Consider the following 15,836-nt stretch of genomic DNA (forward strand, 5'->3'; position numbering starts at 1 on the left):
CACGCCCACTTCGCGACGCCGCCGGGATCCGTCCGGATGCGGGCGGATGTACCGGCGCGGCCCCGACCCACCCACCGGAGGGGACCGCGGATGTACCGGCGCGGCCCGCCCACCCACCGGACCGGAACCCGAAAACCGCCGAGGCCGCCGCACCGGTAGCGTTCACCCCTATGCGCACCATCCTGATCACCGGCCAAGGCGGCACCGGCCGTACCACCGTCGCCGCGGCCACCGCGCTGAAGGCGGCGAGGGAAGGCACCCGCACCCTGGTGCTCACCGCCGACCGCACCGACACCCTCGGTGCCGTCCTCGGCGTCCCCACCGGCCCGGACCCCGTGGAAGCCGCCCCCGGTCTCACGGCCTGGCGCCCCGACGCCGCCGCCCGCTTCCGCGACGACCTCACCGCCTTCCAGCGGCGCGCCACCACCGCCCTCGACCTGCTCGGCGCCTCCCGTCTGGACGCCGAGGAAGTCACCCCGCTCCCCGGCGCCGAGGAACTCGCCCTGCTGCGCGCCCTGCGCGACGCCGCGCTGTCGGAGGCGTACGGCCTGCTCGTCGTGGACCTTCCGCCGGCCCCCCAGGCACTCGCCCTCCTCGCCCTGCCCGAGGAACTCCGCCGTTATCTGCGCCGCCTGCTCCCGCCGGAGCGCCAGGCGGCCCGCGCCCTGCGCCCCGTCCTCGGGCGGCTCGCGGGCGTGCCCATGCCCGCCGAGTGGCTGTACGAGACGGCGGGGCGCTGGGACGTCGAACTCGCCGCCGTGCAGGCCGTCGTCGAGGACCGCGCCACGACCGTACGACTGGTCGCCGAGCCAGGACCGGCAGGCAGTGACGCCGTCCGCACCACCGCCACCGCCCTCGCCCTGCGCGGCCTGCCCGTCGACAGCCTGGTCGCGAACCGGGTGCTGCCCGGCGCCACCAACGACGCCTGGCTGGGGGCCCTCGCGGCCCAGCAGCGCAAGGCCCTGGACGAGTGGCAGGAGACGTACGAGGTCCACGAGGTCCCGCACCGCGGCCACGACCCGCGCGGCACCGACGACCTCGCCGCGCTCCCCGTGCCCGGCGTCAACACGGCGCCCACCCCCGTCGAGTGGCCCGTCACCGACCATCTCGCCGCCGACGGCGTGCTGGTCTGGCACATCCCGCTGCCCGGCGCGATACGCGACGAACTCGACCTCATCCGGCGCGGTGACGAACTCGTCGTCACCGTCGGCCAGTTCCGCAGGATCGTCCCCCTCCCCTCGGTACTGCGCCGCTGCACCGTGGCGGGCGCGGCACTGCGCGAGGGCGAGCTGCGCGTCCGCTTCACGCCCGATCCCGGGCTGTGGCCGCGCGAGAAGTGACCGTGCCGTGATCCGGGCGTCGGACACGGTGAACGGGATACCCCCGTTCGGGTAACGTCGAAGGCACGAAGAAAAGTAGGCAGGAGTCCCGCCATGAGCGAAGAGCGCCCCCCATCCGACGCCGCTCAGGAGGAGACGGCCGACGAGGTGCGCGTCGAGGAAACGCACGCCACCGACGCCGACGCCTGGGCGACGGCCTGCGCGGAGGACCTCGCCGCGGAGAAGGCCCGTCGCCGCGCCCAGCACGGCCCGCCGCCCGGCTCGGCCGCCGAGGAACTGCGCAAACTCGTCGACGCCGTCGCCGACAAGCTCTCCGGGCTCCAGTCGCCGCTGCTCGGCGCGGTCGCCTCCGGCACCGCCCAGCAGATGGTCAACCAGGTCGTGCAGCAGGCCAAGGCCGCCGTGGAACCGGTGCTGGAGCGCAACCCCGAGGTGTTCGACCATCTCGCGGCCGCGGGCTCCGAACTGCTCGCCGCCTACCGTTCGGCCGTCGAGAACCAGGAGCGCCGCTGGACCACTCGGGGCACCGGATCCCGCGACGACGAGTCCGGTCCCGGCGAACACATCGACTTGGACTAATCGCCCCTCGGGTACGGTTGGCCGTAGCGGGGCTCGACCGAAACTGAGGGATTCATGGGACTCACCATCGGCGTCGATATCGGCGGCACGAAGATCGCGGCCGGTGTGGTCGACGAGGAAGGCAATATCCTCTCGACGCACAAGGTGCCGACCCCCACCACGCCGCAGGCGATCGTGGACGCCATCGCCTCGGCCGTGGAGGGCGCGCGCGCCGGTCACGACATCGTGGGCGTCGGCATCGGTGCCGCCGGATACGTGAACCGCCAGCGCTCGACGGTCTACTTCGCGCCGAACATCGACTGGCGCAACGAACCGCTCAAGGCCGAGGTCGAGCAGCGCGTGGGCCTGCCGGTCGTCGTGGAGAACGACGCGAACGCGGCCGCCTGGGGCGAATACAAGTTCGGCGCCGGCAAGGGCCACCGCAACGTCATCTGCATCACCCTCGGCACGGGCCTCGGCGGCGGCATCATCATCGGCAACAAGCTGCGCCGCGGCCACTTCGGCGTGGCCGCCGAGTTCGGCCACATCCGGATGGTGCCGGACGGTCTGCTGTGCGGCTGCGGCTCGCAGGGCTGCTGGGAGCAGTACGCCTCGGGGCGCGCCCTCGTCCGCTACGCCAAGCAGCGGGCCAACGCGACCCCGGAGGCCGCGGAGGTCCTGCTGGGCCTCGGTGACGGCACCCCCGACGGCATCGAGGGCAAGCACATCTCCATGGCGGCCCGGCAGGGCGACCATGTCGCGGTGGACTCCTACCGCGAGCTGGCCCGCTGGGCCGGCGCGGGTCTGGCCGACCTCGCCTCGCTCTTCGACCCGTCCGCCTTCATCGTCGGCGGCGGTCTCTCGGACGAGGGCGAGCTGGTCCTCGACCCGATCCGCAAGTCGTACAAGCGCTGGCTGGTCGGCGGCAACTGGCGCCCGGTCGCCGAGGTGATCGCCGCCCAGCTGGGCAACAAGGCGGGTCTCGTCGGAGCGGCGGACCTGGCCCGGGAGCCCGACCCCATCATGTAGCGCCCGCACATCCTGTCGCACGGCAGCGCCCGCCGCACCCCCATGGGACGGCGGGCGCCGCCGTGTCCGGGGCCGGCCGCGCCGGGACTTCCACCCCTTCCGGGGGCTCTCGGCGCGTATCTTGATCGCCATGCCGACCAGCCCCTCCGCCAGTCCGCTGCCCGCGTCCCGCACCGAATCCGACGGTTCGGCCGTCATCCGCGTGCTCAGCTACAACATCCGCTCGACGCGCGACGACACCGCCGCGCTCGCCCGCGTGATCAGCGCCTGCGCACCGGACCTCGTCCTGGTCCAGGAGGCGCCGCGTTTCTTCCGCTGGCGCAAGAAACTCGCGCGGCTCGCCGCCGCCTCCGGCCTGGTCGTCCTGTCCGGCGGTGCCACCGCCTCCGGCCCCGCGCTGCTGTGCACCCTGCGGGCCACCGTGGAGCGCACCGAGGACGTGCTGCTCCCGCTCACCCCGGGCCAGCACCGGCGCGGCTTCGCCACGGCGGTCGTCCGGTTCGGGGGCGCCCGGCTCGGCGTGCTGAGCTGCCATCTGTCGCTCCAGAAGGACGAGCGCCTCCAGCAGAGCGGCATGCTCCTCGACCGTCTCGCCGGTCTCGGTACCCCGCACGCCGTCGCGGGCGGCGACCTCAACGAACGTCCGACAGGGCCGGCGTTCCGCCGTCTCGCGGGCACGCTCCAGGACGGCTGGGCGACCCGTCCCTGGGGCGGGGAGCACACCTGGACGTTCGCGGGACCCGACCGGCGCATCGACGCGATCTTCGCCACGCCCGGCATCGAGGTCCTCGGCTGCGGGGTGCCGCTCGGCCTTCCCGGGGTCACCGGGACGGACCTGAGGGCGGCCACGGACCACCTGCCCGTGCTGGCCGCCCTCAAAGTGCCCGCGTCTTGAGCGCCGTCTTGAGTACCGCGTCCTGAGTACCGCTGCCCGAGTGCCCGAGTCCTGGGAACCGGGGGTCAGACGACCGCGCCGCGACCGGGGTCGTCGAGGTCCTCGTCGTCGCCCTTCATGCGCGTCACCAGGGTGGCGAAGCCGCCGAGGAAGCCGCCGATGCCGAGGGTGGTGAGCCACCAGGTCATGTCCCAGCTGAGCAGGACAGCCAGCAGGAGCAGGGCGGGGCCGCCGAGCACGCCGAGCCAGGCGAACTTGGCGGTCGTGTCCGCGGTCGGCAGCGGAGGAGGCTCGGGCGGTACGAAGTGGCCCTCGTCGTCCTCGTCGAAGTCGTCCTCGGCCGGCTCGGGCGCACGGTAGTCCCGCGGGCCGCCGACACCGGGCGCGAAGGCGATCGAACTGCCGAGGGGCTTGATGGCGGAGGGCCCGTCGCCGACGGTGGCCTCCGGCTCGGGCGCGGCTCCAGGTGCCGGGGTGTCGTCGCCCCCGCCCGTGCCGTCCCCGGCGCTCTCGCCGCCGGTCCCGGGTCCCGGGTCCGTACCGGGCTCGGGGAGCGCCAGGTCCTCCACCGACCTGAAGGGCCGCGAGCCGGGCGGGTCCGGCGGCTCCTCGCCGTATCCCTCGACGATCGACTGCCAGGCGGCGTCCTCGTCGAAGGGCACGCTCTGCTCGTCGCCGAGGGACTCCCCACGGGCATCACCGAGCGACTCTCCGAGCGGGTCCCCCGCGGACTCTTTGAGCGCGTCGCCGAGGGTCCCGTCCAGGGGCTCGCCGACGGGTACGCCCTTCTCCTCGGAATCGCCGCGGTCCGCGTCGTGCTCAGCCACCGGCTGCCGTCCCTTCCTGCCGACCCACCTGACCCGCGTCGGCCTCCTTGCCGGCACCGGGCGCGAGCCGGGTGACGAAGGAGTAGCTCTCCTCGAAGATCCGGTCCGCGTCGTGGTCCAACGTCGCGACGTGGTAGCTCTGTTCCAGCACGATCTCCGTCACGTCCGTGGACGACACCCGGCCGAGGATGCGCGCCGAGTCGGCGGGGGAGACCACATGGTCCTGGAGGCTGTGCAGCAGCAGGAGCGGCTGGGTGACCTGCGGCAGCTCCGCGTCCACGACCGCGCACAGCTTTCGCATCGAGTGCGCGGCGTGCAGGGGCACCCGGTCGTAGCCGACCTCCTGCGAGCCCTCCTTCGCGATGTCGCTCGCGATGCCCTTCGTCGACGGAACGAGGTGACGGAGCACGGGCAGGGCGTGCGCGGCCAGGCCCTGCACCTTGTTCAGCGGGTTGACGACCACGACGCCGGTGATCTCGTCGCCGTGCTTGGCCGCGAGCCGCAGGCTCAGCGCGCCGCCCATCGAGAGCCCGAGGACGAAGACCCGCGAGCAGTTCTCGCGCAGGGCGCGCAGCTCGCGGTCGACCTCCGCGTACCAGTCCTGCCAGCCGGTGAGCTGCATGTCCTCCCAGCGGGTGCCGTGTCCCGGCAGCAGCGGCAGCGCGACCGTGAGACCGCGCTCGGCGAGGTACTCCGCCCAGGGGCGCAGCGACTGCGGGGAGCCGGTGAAACCGTGGCAGAGAAGGACGCCGACCTCTCCGCCCTCGTGGCGGAACGGCTCGGCTCCAGGAAGGACCGGCACCTCGGTCTCCTGTTCATGAGTTGGGCGGAAACGACTCCAGGTGTGTTTCACCGTACGCGACCGTACTGACACCGACCAGGGTCGTCGGGTGCTTTGACGGTGCTCCGGGTTAAGGTCTGATCTACGACACAGGAGGCACTCGGGTGATCTACGGCGCAATGAAGTTTTCCATCGGAGGGCCGCTGAAGCTCGCCTTCAGGCCCTGGGTGGAAGGCCTCGAGAACATCCCCGCCGACGGCCCGGCCATTCTGGCGAGCAATCACCTGTCGTTCTCGGACTCGTTCTTCCTGCCGGCGGTCCTCGACCGCAAGGTCACCTTCATCGCGAAGGCCGAGTACTTCACGACCCCGGGCATCAAGGGCCGCATGACCGCCGCCTTCTTCAAGGGCGTCGGCCAGCTCCCGGTGGACCGTTCCGGCGCGCGCGGCGCGGGCGAGGCGGCCGTCAAGAGCGGCATAGACGTGATCGAGCGCGGTGAGCTGTTCGGCATCTACCCGGAGGGCACGCGCTCGCCCGACGGGCGTCTCTACCGGGGCAAGCCGGGTGGCCTCGCGCGCGTGGCCCTCGCCACCGGCGCGCCCGTCATCCCCGTCGCGATGATCGACACCGAGAAGATCCAGCCGCCGGGCAAGGTGATGCCCAAGCTGATGCGTCCGGGTATCCGCATCGGCAAGCCGCTGGACTTCAGCCGCTACAGCGGCATGGAGCACGACCGGTTCGTGCTCCGCGCGGTGACCGACGAGGTCATGTACGAGATCATGAAGCTCTCCGGCCAGGAGTACGTGGACATGTACGCGACGGCCGCCAAGCGGCAGATCGCGGATGCGGCGAAGGCCGAGAAGGACGCGGAGAAGGCGGCCAGGGCGGCACTCGCCCAGGCCGAGAAGCAGGCGGCCAAGGACCAGGCCGACAAGCAGGCCGCGGAGCAGCAGGCCGCGGAGCGGGCGATCGAGGAGCGGGCCGAAGACAGGGCCGAGAATCAGGCGGCCAAGGCTGAGACCGACGAGCAGGCCGGGGGGCAGGCTGTCGAGGAGCAGGCCGGGGAACAGGCCGATCCGTCGGCCGGTGAGCAGGCCGGCGGGGAAGCCGAACCGACCGACAGGCAACGTTCCGGCTCCTAGAAGCGTCCGTAGGGACGTCGGCAGTGTGGGGTGGGGGGCATGGCCAGGCGCGAGAGAGTCATGAGGATGTCGGTCGAGCAGCCGTTGTGGCGTGCGCTGACCGGGTACCGGGTACTGACCGTGCTGTACGCGATCGGGCTCTTCGCCACCGCGTACGACAGGTTCGCCCGCCCATGGGTGGCCGTCGCGTTCTTCGCGTTCCTGCTGGTCTGGACGCTGGCCACGCTCCCGAGGGTCTCCGGCGCGGCCAACTGCACCAAGCGGTTCCTCGCCGCCGACCTCACGGTCGCGCTGGCCGGCATCATGCTCACCCGCGTCGCCGACTCCACCACGCGCATCGACTCGGGCGGCCCGACGCTGCCGTCGATATGGACGGCGGGCGCCGTCCTGGCCTTCGCGATCAAGGGCGGCTGGCGGTGGGCGGCCTTCGCCTCCACGCTCGTCGCCGCGGCCAACCTCATCGAGCGCGGCGCCCCGACCCGCGACACCGTGCACAACGTGATCCTCGTCTGGGTCGCCTCCATCGCCATCGGCTACGTCGTCGAGGTCGCCCGCGCCTCCGAGCGCACCCTCGCCCGTGCCCTGGAGATCGAGGCGACCACCCGTGAACGCGAGCGCCTCGCCCGGGACATCCACGACGGTGTGCTCCAGGTCCTCGCCATGGTGCAGCGGCGCGGCGCCGCGCTCGGCGGCGAGGCGGCCGAGCTCGGCCGGATGGCCGGTGAGCAGGAGGCCGCGCTGCGCACCCTGGTGTCGGGCGGTCTGGTGCCCGTCTCGCGGGTGTCGGAGGACTCGGCGCTCGGCGCGGTCGTACGCGCCGTCGACGAACCCGACGACGAGGGCCCCGCCGGTCCCGTCGACCTGCGCGCCCTGCTCGCCCCGTACGCCACCGCGCGGGTGACCCTCTCCGAGCCCGGCGCGCCGGTGCCGCTAGACCCGCCCGTCGCACGGGAGGTGGCCGCTGCCGTCGGCGCCGCCCTGGACAATGTCCGCAAGCACGTGGGCGCGGACGCCGCCGCCTGGATCCTGGTCGAGGACGAACCGGACACGGTGATCGTGACGGTGCGCGACGACGGCCCCGGCATCCCGGAAGGGCGGCTCGCCCAGGCCGAGGGAGAGGGGCGGCTCGGCGTGGCGCTGTCGATCCGCGGCAGGCTGCGCGAGCTGGGCGGCGCGGCAGAGCTGATCTCGGTCCCGGGGCAGGGCACGGAGGTCGAGCTGAAGGTGCCGAAGGAAGTGCGGGGGAAGGCGAGGACACGATGACGAAGGCGACGGTAGGGCGATGACGGGCGGGGCGGCGGAGGAAGCGCGGGCGGGCGAGGACCCCATCAGGGTCATGGTGGTGGACGACCACCCCATGTGGCGTGACGCCGTGGCCCGTGACCTGGCGGCCGCCGGGTTCGACGTGGTCGCCACCGCGGGCGACGGCGAACAGGCCGTGCGCCGCGCCCTGGCGGCGGCGCCCGACGTCCTCGTCCTCGATCTGAACCTGCCCGCCAAGCCCGGTGTCCAGGTCTGCAAGGAACTCGTCGGCGCCCAGCCTGCCCTGCGCGTCCTGGTCCTGTCGGCCAGTGGCGAGCACGCCGACGTACTGGAGGCGGTGAAGTCCGGCGCGACCGGCTACCTCCTGAAGTCGGCGTCGGCCGAGGAGCTGACCGACGCGGTGCGCCGGACCGCCGTCGGTGACCCGGTGTTCACACCGGGCCTGGCGGGCCTGGTCCTCGGCGAGTACCGCCGGCTGGCCTCGGAGCCCGTCACCGCCACGGGCGCCGACCAGCCGAGGGCCCCGCAGCTGACCGACCGTGAGACCGAGGTGCTGCGCCTGGTCGCCAAGGGCCTGAGCTACAAACAGATCGCCGAGCGCCTGGTCATCTCCCACCGCACCGTCCAGAACCATGTGCAGAACACCCTGGGCAAGCTCCAGTTGCACAACCGTGTCGAGCTGGTCCGCTACGCCATAGAGCGCGGCCTGGACGAGGCGTGACCCGCGCGGATCCCGGCACGGATGCCGCCCTTCGGGTGATCTGTACCGATCAACCGCCCGACAATTCACCGGAACAGCCCTTCCGCACCATGCCGAAGTGACCTGGATCACTATTAGCGTGAGTCCGACAGCCAACCGTGGCGAAGGGACTTTCCATGCGGGTCGGAGTACTGACCGGAGGCGGCGACTGCCCCGGGCTCAACGCCGTCATCCGGGGCATCGTCCGCAAGGGCGTGCAGGAGTACGGCTATGACTTCGTCGGATACCGGGACGGGTGGCGGGGGCCGCTCGAAGGCGACACCGTACGGCTCGACATCCCCGCCGTGCGCGGGATCCTGCCGCGCGGCGGCACCATCCTCGGGTCCTCGCGCACCAACCCCCTCAAGCAGGAGAACGGCATCCGCCGGATCAAGGAGAACCTCGCCAAGCAGGAGGTGGACGCCCTCATCGCGATCGGCGGCGAGGACACCCTCGGCGTCGCCGCCCGGCTCGGCGACGAGTACGGCATCCACGTCGTCGGCGTACCGAAGACCATCGACAACGACCTCTCCGCCACCGACTACACCTTCGGCTTCGACACGGCGGTCAACATCGCGACCGAGGCCATCGACCGCCTCCACACCACCGCCGAATCCCATATGCGCGTCCTCGTCTGCGAGGTGATGGGCCGCCACGCGGGCTGGATCGCGATCCACTCGGGCCTGGCCGGCGGCGCGAACGTCATCCTCATCCCCGAGCAGCGCTTCGACGTCGAGCAGGTCTGCGCCTGGGTGACCTCGCGCTTCAAGGCGTCGTACGCGCCGATCGTGGTCGTCGCCGAGGGCGCCATGCCCAAGGACGGCGACATGGTCCTCAAGGACGGCACCCTGGACTCCTTCGGGCATGTCCGGCTCTCCGGTGTCGGCGAGTGGCTGGCCAAGGAGATCGAGCGGCGCACCGGCAAGGAGGCCCGCACCACGGTCCTCGGGCACGTCCAGCGCGGCGGGACGCCCAGCGCCTTCGACCGCTGGCTCGCCACCCGCTTCGGCCTGCACGCCGTCGAGGCCGTCCGGGACGGCGACTTCGGCAAGATGGTCGCCCTGCGGGGCACGGACATCGTCCGCGTTCCCATCGCGGAGGCCACCGCCAAGCTGAAGACGGTCGACCCCAAGCTGTACGAGGAGGTCGGGGTCTTCTTCGGCTGACGGCGGCGCCTCTGCCGTTCTGGGGGTATGGGCCGTATATTCGGCCCATACCCCCAGAACGGGAGAAACCGGTGGAGATCCTGGCGTTCGGCGTCCAGTCCGACGAGAAGCCCCTGATCGAGAAGGCCTTCGCGGGACGCCACGAGGTCCGCTGCCTCGGCGTCTTCCTCACCGAGGACACCGCGCCGATCGCGTCCGGCTACGAGGCCGTCTCCACCAGCGTCAACTGCGGCCTGGGACACCGTGTCCTGCAGACCCTGGCGACCGGCGGCACCCAGCTCGTCGCCCAGCGCTCCACCGGTTTCAACAACATCGACCTCGACGTCGCCGAGCGCCTCGGCATGACGGTCGCCCGGGTCTCGTACTACTCGCCCTATTCGGTCGCCGAGTTCGCCTGGACCCTCGGCATGGCCGTCAACCGCCGTATCGTGCGCGCCGCCAACCGCACCCGCGACTTCGACTTCCGGCTCGACGGACTGATGGGCCGTGACATGCACGGCCGCACCGCGGGCGTCCTCGGCACCGGGAAGATCGGCGAGGCCTTCACCCGGATCGCCCACGGCTTCGGCATGAACCTGCTCGGCTGGGACATCGCCGAGAACCCGGTCTGTGCCGGACTCGGCATGGAGTACGTCTCCAAGGAGCGCCTCCTCGCCGAGTCCGACCTGGTCACCCTGCACGTCCCGCTGATGCCCCAGACCCAGCACCTCATCGACGCCGACGCCCTGCGCGCGATGAAGGACGACGCGATCCTGGTGAACTCCAGCCGCGGCGGCCTGATCGACAGCCAGGCCCTCGTCACCCAGTTGCGCGAGGGCCGCTTCACGGGCGTCGGCCTCGACGTGTACGAGGCGGAGGCCGGGCTGTTCTTCCTCGACAAGTCCCTCGAAACCGTCGAGGACGACACCCTGGCCCGCCTGGTCACCTTCCCGAACGTCCTGGTCACCTCGCACCAGGCGTACTACACCGGTGACGCCGTCGGCCAGATCGTCGACACCACCGTCGGGAACGTCCTCGACTACACCGAGGGCCGCCGCTCGGAGAACGTGCTGGTACCCCGCAGCTGACCCGTCAGCTCCCGTACGACGGCAGCACCGTTCAGCGTCAGCACCGACTCCGGGTGGAACTGCACGCCCGCGAACCCGGGACCGCGCAGCGCGTGCACCTCACCGTTCGCGGCACGGCTGACCTCGACACCGTGCGCCCGCAGCTCCACCAGTGCCTCGTCGTCGCAGCGCGCCACGAAGCTGTTGTAGAAACCGACGGTCTCGGCCCGCCCGAAGAGGTCGATACGGGTCTGCGCACCCTGGTACGGAACGTCCTTGCGGACGATGTCCAGCCCCAGTTCGGCCGCGATCAGCTCGTGCCCGAGGCAGACACCGAGGACACCGTGCCGGTGCTCCCTGAGCACCTCGGCGGTGAGCGTCCGCAGGAAGCGCATCTTGGGGTCCGCCGGATCGGAGGGGTCGCCGGGACCGGGGCCGAGGACCACCGGCCCCTCGTGCGCGAGGACCGCCTCACGCAGCCCCGGCTCGTCGTAGCGGCGCACGGTCACGTCCAGTCCGGACGACCGCAGCAGATGCGCCAGCATCGCGGTGAAGGTGTCCTCGGCGTCCACGACCAGCGCGTGCCCGGCGAGCTCCTGGGACCGCTCCTGCATCCGCAGCCAGAACGGCGCCAGCGAGGCCCGCCGCCCGTCCAGCGACGCCCGCACCCGCGGATCGTCGCCCAGCTTCGGCCGTACGCCGTCCGGGCGCGGCCTGCCGGGCCGCACCCCGAGCGCCGCCAGCACACCCGCCGCCTTGGCATGGGTCTCGGCGACCTCGCCCGCCGGATCCGATCCCCGTACGAGGGTGGCGCCGACCGGCACCCGCAGCCGCCCGTCCGCGTCGATGTCGGCGGTCCGGATGAGGATCGGGGAGTCGAGGGTCTGCGCCCCGGCCCCCGCGTCCGGACCGTCCCCCGGCTGCCGCCCGACCAGCGCCAGCGCGCCCGCGTAGTAGCCGCGCCCGCCGGCCTCGTGCCGCTCGATGACCCGGCAGGCGTTCTGCACCGGCGAGCCGGTGACGGTGGCCGCGAACATCGTCTCCCGCAGCACGTCCCGCACGTCCAGCGAGGAGCGGCCCCGCAACTCGTACTCCGTGTGCGCGAGATGGGCCATCTCCTTGAGCCGCGGCCCGATCACCACCCCGCCCATGTCACCCACCGTGCACATCATCTTGAGCTCCTCGTCGACCACCATCGACAGCTCCTCGATCTCCTTGCCGTCGGCGAGGAACGCGAGCAGGTCCTCCGGCGTCGGCCCACCGGCCGGATAGCGGTACGTCCCGCTGATCGGGTTCATCACGACCGTCCCGGCGGACATCCGGACATGCACCTCCGGGCTCGCCCCGACCAGCGTCCGCTCCCCGGTGTGCACGACGAACGTCCAGTACGCGCCCCGCTCACCGACCAGCAGCCGGCGGAACAGTGCCAGGGCGTCGGCCCGTCCGAACCCCGGGATCCGTCCCTCGTACGTCCGCCGGATCACGAAGTTGGCGCCCTGGCCGCGCCCGATCTCCTCGCGCAGCACCCGCTCGACGATCCCGGAGTACTCCTCGTCGCCGACGTCGAAGCCGCCGCCCTCGACCCGGACGTCGTGCGCGGGCAGCTGCTCCAGCGCCTGTCCGAGCGGCAGTTCGTGGCGCTCCTCGGGGGTGAGCACCAAGAGCGGGGTCCCGTCGTCGCGGACATCGAAGCCGCGCTCCCGGATCTGCCGGAACGGGATCAGCGCGAGGCCCTCGTCGGGGATGTCGGCGAGGTGCTCCACCTCGCGCACCGGCCCCAGCAGCAGCTCCACCACCTCGTGGTCGCGGCCCGGAGTGCGGCGGCGCAGCAGGGCGAAGGGACGGGGATCGTCCAGCAGGTCGAGCAGATTCATCGGTGCGGTCCTTCTCTCGGATCGTGCATCTCGGAGAGGAACGGCCCGGGTCCGCAAACACCGAAGGCCGCCCCTCGGGCGGCCTTCGCGAAGTCGTGTCTACGCGCAGTCAGTGGGCCGCCGGATGAGCGGTCCACCACCAGTTCTGGTTCGAATGCGCGGACATGCGCCGCACATTACCCGACGTGAGGGGTGCGCAACAGCGTGAACCGTTCCCGCATGGCGTTCCGACCGCCCGGCCACCGGCCATGGATGGCCAGACAGCCCGACCGTCCGAACCCACCGTGAAACGAGAGTCATGCACGCAGCACGTTCGCCCCAGACCCGCCGGACCGGCGCCCGCGCCCTGACCGTGCTCCTCGCGGCGGCCGCCCTCGCCGCCGGGCCGCTCGGCCCCGCGAGCTCGGCCCCGCGCCCGAGCGACTCCGAGGACCTGACCCAGGTCGCGTACCGCGGCCACATCTTCACCGTCCCCGCCTCCTGGCAGATCGTGGACCTGAAGAAACATCCGGACACCTGCGTCCGCTTCGACCGGCACGCCGTCTACCTCGGCACGCCCGGCAGCGACCAGAACTGCCCGGCCAGGGCCAGCGGACGTACCGAAGCGCTGCTGGTCCAGCCCGCCCCCGCCCCCGCCGCGGACCGGGCCGTCACCGAGAACCCGACGGCCCGCACCTACCGGGCCACCGCCGACCGCATCGCCGTCACCGCCGCCTACGGCTACGACCGCACCCGTATCCAGGACGTCCTGCGCAGCGCCGGACTGCCCGTCGCCGCCGCCCGGCAGGAGGGACCAGCGGAACAGCCCGCCGCGGCCCCGCTGCCGACCGACGCGACCACTTACCACGGCGAGGGTTTCGACGCCTGTACCGCCCCGAGCCAGTCGGCGATGGACGCCTGGCAGGACGACTCCCCTTACGGCGCCATCGGCGTCTACATCGGTGGTCTCAACCGCGCCTGCGCCCAGCAGCACCTCACCGCCGACTGGGTGCGGACGCAGTACACGCGCGGCTGGCGGTTCTTCCCGCTGTACGTCGGCCGGCAGCCCTCCTCCGACGGCGGAAGCTGCGGGGGCGGCTGCTCGGCGATCACCAGCCCGGTGCCGCAGGGCACCGCGGCCGCCGACGACGCGGTCAAGCAGGCCGCCGCGCTGGGCTTCGGCAAGGGCACGGTGATCTACAACGACCTGGAGCACTACGAGCCCGGCGGCAAGGTCACCGACCAGGTGCTCTCCTACCTCGACGCCTACACCGAGCGCCTGCACGCACTCGGCTACCGCTCCGGCGCGTACGGCAGCACCTCGTCCCTGGTGTCCGACCTGATCGCCCACCGCGGCGAGGTCACCCTGCCCGACGTGATCCACTTCGCCCGATGGAACGCCGAGTCGAGCACGTCCGACTCCTCGATCCCCTCGGCCCTGTGGAGCAAGCACCAGCGCATCCACCAGTACGTGGGCGACACGACCGAGACCCACGGCGGTGTGAAGATCTCCATCGACCGCGACCGCCTCGACGTGGACTAGCGGATTCCCTCCCCGGGCGGCCGCGGTGCCGAGTCCCACGGCCGCCCGGAGAGATGCCGTTCGAGCGCGGTTCGTCTCAATTGATGAGCATGTGAATGGACGCCCGACACGACGACGTAATGTTGTCGGGGTGACCGTGAACGCTAAGCCCAGCGCGAGCGCTGGCAACACCTGGCGAGACCTGCCCGCGGCGCAGCAGCCCGAGTACCCCGATGCCGAGGCTCTGCGCGATGTGATCGCGGACCTCGAGTCGTATCCGCCGCTCGTCTTCGCCGGCGAGTGCGACCAGCTGCGCGCCCGGATGGCGTCCGTCGCCAAGGGAGAGGCGTTCCTTCTCCAGGGCGGCGACTGCGCCGAGGCCTTCGACGCCGTGTCGGCCGACCACATCCGCAACAAGCTCAAGACCCTGCTCCAGATGGGCGCCGTCCTCACGTACGCCGCCTCGGTGCCGGTGGTGAAGGTCGGCCGGATCGCCGGCCAGTACTCCAAGCCGCGCTCCAAGGGCACCGAGACCCGCGACGGCGTGACCCTGCCGACGTACCGGGGCGACTCGGTCAACGGCTTCGACTTCGACGAGAAGTCCCGCATCCCGGACCCCGAGCGCCTGAAGCGGATGTACAACGCGTCCGCCTCCACGCTCAACCTGGTGCGCGCCTTCGCCACCGGCGGCTACGCCGACCTGCGCCAGGTGCACGCCTGGAACCAGGACTTCGTGAAGTCGTCCCCGTCCGGCCAGCGCTACGAGCAGCTCGCGCGCGAGATCGACAACGCGATGAACTTCATGCGGGCCTGCGGGACCGACCCGGAGGAATTCAAGACCGTCGAGTTCTACTCCTCCCACGAGGCGCTGCTCCTGGACTACGAGTCGGCGCTGACCCGCGTCGACTCGCGCACGGGCCACCTGTACGACGTGTCGGGCCACATGGTGTGGATCGGTGAGCGCACCCGTCAGCTCGACGGCGCGCACATCGAGTTCGCCTCGAAGATCCGCAACCCGGTCGGGATCAAGCTGGGCCCGACGACGACGGCCGAGGAGGCGCTCCAGTACATCGAGCGCCTCGACCCGGACCGCGAGCCGGGCCGGCTGACCTTCATCGTCCGCATGGGCGCCGACAAGGTCCGCGACAAGCTGCCCGAGCTGGTCGAGAAGGTCACCGCCTCGGGCGCGACCGTGGCCTGGGTGACCGACCCGATGCACGGCAACACCTTCGAGGCGGCCTCGGGCCACAAGACCCGCCGCTTCGACGACGTGCTCGACGAGGTCAAGGGCTTCTTCGAGGTCCACAAGGGCCTCGGCACGCACCCGGGCGGTATCCATGTCGAGCTCACCGGTGACGATGTCACCGAGTGCGTGGGCGGCGGCGACGAGATCTTCGTCGACGACCTGCACCAGCGCTACGAGACGGCCTGCGACCCCCGCCTGAACCGCAGCCAGTCCCTTGACCTGGCGTTCCTCGTCGCCGAGATGTACCGCGACCAGTAGCAGATCAACAGGCGTCACGCCTGTTACCGGCACCTGAAGTGGGGGGGGGGGGGCCCCCCCCCCCCCCCCCCCCCCCCCTTTTTTGTTTCTTTTTTCCCGGTAAGGGTGGGGTTTTCTCCCCCACCCCCCGGAAGGCAACAACCCCCCACTCCCGCGGGGGGGGGAACACAT

14 protein-coding genes and 1 pseudogene are annotated in these 15,836 nt (G+C 71.8%); 11 read left to right on the forward strand and 4 right to left on the reverse strand.

The features are described from left to right. Positions 1-170: 170 nt before the first annotated feature. The 4 genes from ACZ6KY_RS00720 to ACZ6KY_RS00735 all read left to right on the forward strand — a co-directional run bounded on the left by ACZ6KY_RS00720 (position 171) and on the right by ACZ6KY_RS00735 (position 3,822). Positions 171-1,340, forward strand: a complete 1,170-nt coding sequence (locus ACZ6KY_RS00720; RefSeq protein WP_469308126.1) for an ArsA family ATPase — start codon at positions 171-173, stop codon at positions 1,338-1,340. Positions 1,341-1,433: 93 nt separating this feature from the next. Then, entirely contained in the window at positions 1,434-1,919 is a 486-nt protein-coding gene (locus ACZ6KY_RS00725; protein WP_469308127.1) for a DUF5304 domain-containing protein, read from the forward strand. Between the two features lie 54 nt (positions 1,920-1,973). Then, on the forward strand, positions 1,974-2,927 hold the full coding sequence (locus ACZ6KY_RS00730; protein ID WP_469308128.1) for an ROK family glucokinase: 954 nt from the start codon (positions 1,974-1,976) through the stop codon (positions 2,925-2,927). Positions 2,928-3,057: 130 nt separating this feature from the next. Beyond that, entirely contained in the window at positions 3,058-3,822 is a 765-nt protein-coding gene (locus ACZ6KY_RS00735; protein WP_469308129.1) for an endonuclease/exonuclease/phosphatase family protein, read from the forward strand. Between the two features lie 65 nt (positions 3,823-3,887). On the opposite strand, the gene ACZ6KY_RS00740 is transcribed toward ACZ6KY_RS00735, so the two are convergent. Further along, entirely contained in the window at positions 3,888-4,649 is a 762-nt protein-coding gene (locus tag ACZ6KY_RS00740) for a hypothetical protein (RefSeq protein WP_469308130.1), read from the reverse strand. Continuing rightward, positions 4,642-5,451 carry an alpha/beta hydrolase gene (locus ACZ6KY_RS00745; RefSeq protein WP_469308131.1) on the reverse strand — a complete coding sequence of 270 codons (810 nt, stop codon included), beginning with the start codon at positions 5,449-5,451 and terminating at the stop codon, positions 4,642-4,644. The genes ACZ6KY_RS00740 and ACZ6KY_RS00745 overlap by 8 nt, the downstream gene beginning before the upstream one ends. 158 nt (positions 5,452-5,609) lie before the next feature. Here ACZ6KY_RS00745 and ACZ6KY_RS00750 point away from each other — a divergent pair. The 5 genes and pseudogenes from ACZ6KY_RS00750 to ACZ6KY_RS00770 all read left to right on the forward strand — a co-directional run. After that, positions 5,610-6,392, forward strand: a pseudogene (locus ACZ6KY_RS00750) (lysophospholipid acyltransferase family protein); the annotation flags it as partial. A 219-nt stretch (positions 6,393-6,611) separates the two neighbouring features. Continuing rightward, positions 6,612-7,835, forward strand: coding sequence for a MacS family sensor histidine kinase (gene macS, locus ACZ6KY_RS00755; protein WP_469308132.1), 1,224 nt, complete (start codon positions 6,612-6,614; stop codon positions 7,833-7,835). 73 nt (positions 7,836-7,908) lie between these two features. Continuing rightward, positions 7,909-8,556 carry a response regulator gene (locus ACZ6KY_RS00760; protein WP_469308487.1) on the forward strand — a complete coding sequence of 216 codons (648 nt, stop codon included), beginning with the start codon at positions 7,909-7,911 and terminating at the stop codon, positions 8,554-8,556. A gap of 155 nt (positions 8,557-8,711) precedes the next feature. Beyond that, positions 8,712-9,740 carry a 6-phosphofructokinase gene (locus ACZ6KY_RS00765; protein WP_469308133.1) on the forward strand — a complete coding sequence of 343 codons (1,029 nt, stop codon included), beginning with the start codon at positions 8,712-8,714 and terminating at the stop codon, positions 9,738-9,740. Positions 9,741-9,811: 71 nt separating this feature from the next. Then, positions 9,812-10,807 carry a 2-hydroxyacid dehydrogenase gene (locus ACZ6KY_RS00770; RefSeq protein WP_469308134.1) on the forward strand — a complete coding sequence of 332 codons (996 nt, stop codon included), beginning with the start codon at positions 9,812-9,814 and terminating at the stop codon, positions 10,805-10,807. Here the strand turns inward: ACZ6KY_RS00770 and ACZ6KY_RS00775 are convergent. Then, entirely contained in the window at positions 10,759-12,660 is a 1,902-nt protein-coding gene (locus ACZ6KY_RS00775; RefSeq protein WP_469308135.1) for an anthranilate synthase family protein, read from the reverse strand. The genes ACZ6KY_RS00770 and ACZ6KY_RS00775 overlap by 49 nt on opposite strands. 109 nt (positions 12,661-12,769) lie before the next feature. Then, positions 12,770-12,910, reverse strand: a complete 141-nt coding sequence (locus ACZ6KY_RS00780; RefSeq protein ID WP_469308136.1) for a trp operon leader peptide — start codon at positions 12,908-12,910, stop codon at positions 12,770-12,772. Between the two features lie 48 nt (positions 12,911-12,958). Here ACZ6KY_RS00780 and ACZ6KY_RS00785 point away from each other — a divergent pair, with 48 nt between their 5' ends. Continuing rightward, on the forward strand, positions 12,959-14,182 hold the full coding sequence (locus ACZ6KY_RS00785; protein WP_469308137.1) for a glycoside hydrolase domain-containing protein: 1,224 nt from the start codon (positions 12,959-12,961) through the stop codon (positions 14,180-14,182). A 130-nt stretch (positions 14,183-14,312) separates the two neighbouring features. After that, positions 14,313-15,665 carry a class II 3-deoxy-7-phosphoheptulonate synthase gene (locus ACZ6KY_RS00790; RefSeq protein ID WP_469308138.1) on the forward strand — a complete coding sequence of 451 codons (1,353 nt, stop codon included), beginning with the start codon at positions 14,313-14,315 and terminating at the stop codon, positions 15,663-15,665. Positions 15,666-15,836: the final 171 nt, after the last annotated feature.

Source organism: Streptomyces sp. NPDC042002, assembly GCF_055588305.1.

Excerpts from the sequence above, each read along its gene's own strand:
- ACZ6KY_RS00720 (WP_469308126.1), top strand. The coding sequence starts at position 171 with ATGCGCACCATCCTGATCACCGGCCAAGGCGGCACCGGCCGTACCACC.
- ACZ6KY_RS00725 (WP_469308127.1), top strand. The coding sequence starts at position 1,434 with ATGAGCGAAGAGCGCCCCCCATCCGACGCCGCTCAGGAGGAGACGGCC.
- ACZ6KY_RS00730 (WP_469308128.1), top strand. The coding sequence starts at position 1,974 with ATGGGACTCACCATCGGCGTCGATATCGGCGGCACGAAGATCGCGGCC.
- ACZ6KY_RS00735 (WP_469308129.1), top strand. The coding sequence starts at position 3,058 with ATGCCGACCAGCCCCTCCGCCAGTCCGCTGCCCGCGTCCCGCACCGAA.
- macS (WP_469308132.1), top strand. The coding sequence starts at position 6,612 with ATGGCCAGGCGCGAGAGAGTCATGAGGATGTCGGTCGAGCAGCCGTTG.
- ACZ6KY_RS00760 (WP_469308487.1), top strand. The coding sequence starts at position 7,909 with ATGGTGGTGGACGACCACCCCATGTGGCGTGACGCCGTGGCCCGTGAC.
- ACZ6KY_RS00765 (WP_469308133.1), top strand. The coding sequence starts at position 8,712 with ATGCGGGTCGGAGTACTGACCGGAGGCGGCGACTGCCCCGGGCTCAAC.
- ACZ6KY_RS00775 (WP_469308135.1), bottom strand. The coding sequence starts at position 12,660 with ATGAATCTGCTCGACCTGCTGGACGATCCCCGTCCCTTCGCCCTGCTG.
- ACZ6KY_RS00780 (WP_469308136.1), bottom strand. The coding sequence starts at position 12,910 with ATGGCCGGTGGCCGGGCGGTCGGAACGCCATGCGGGAACGGTTCACGC.
- ACZ6KY_RS00785 (WP_469308137.1), top strand. The coding sequence starts at position 12,959 with ATGCACGCAGCACGTTCGCCCCAGACCCGCCGGACCGGCGCCCGCGCC.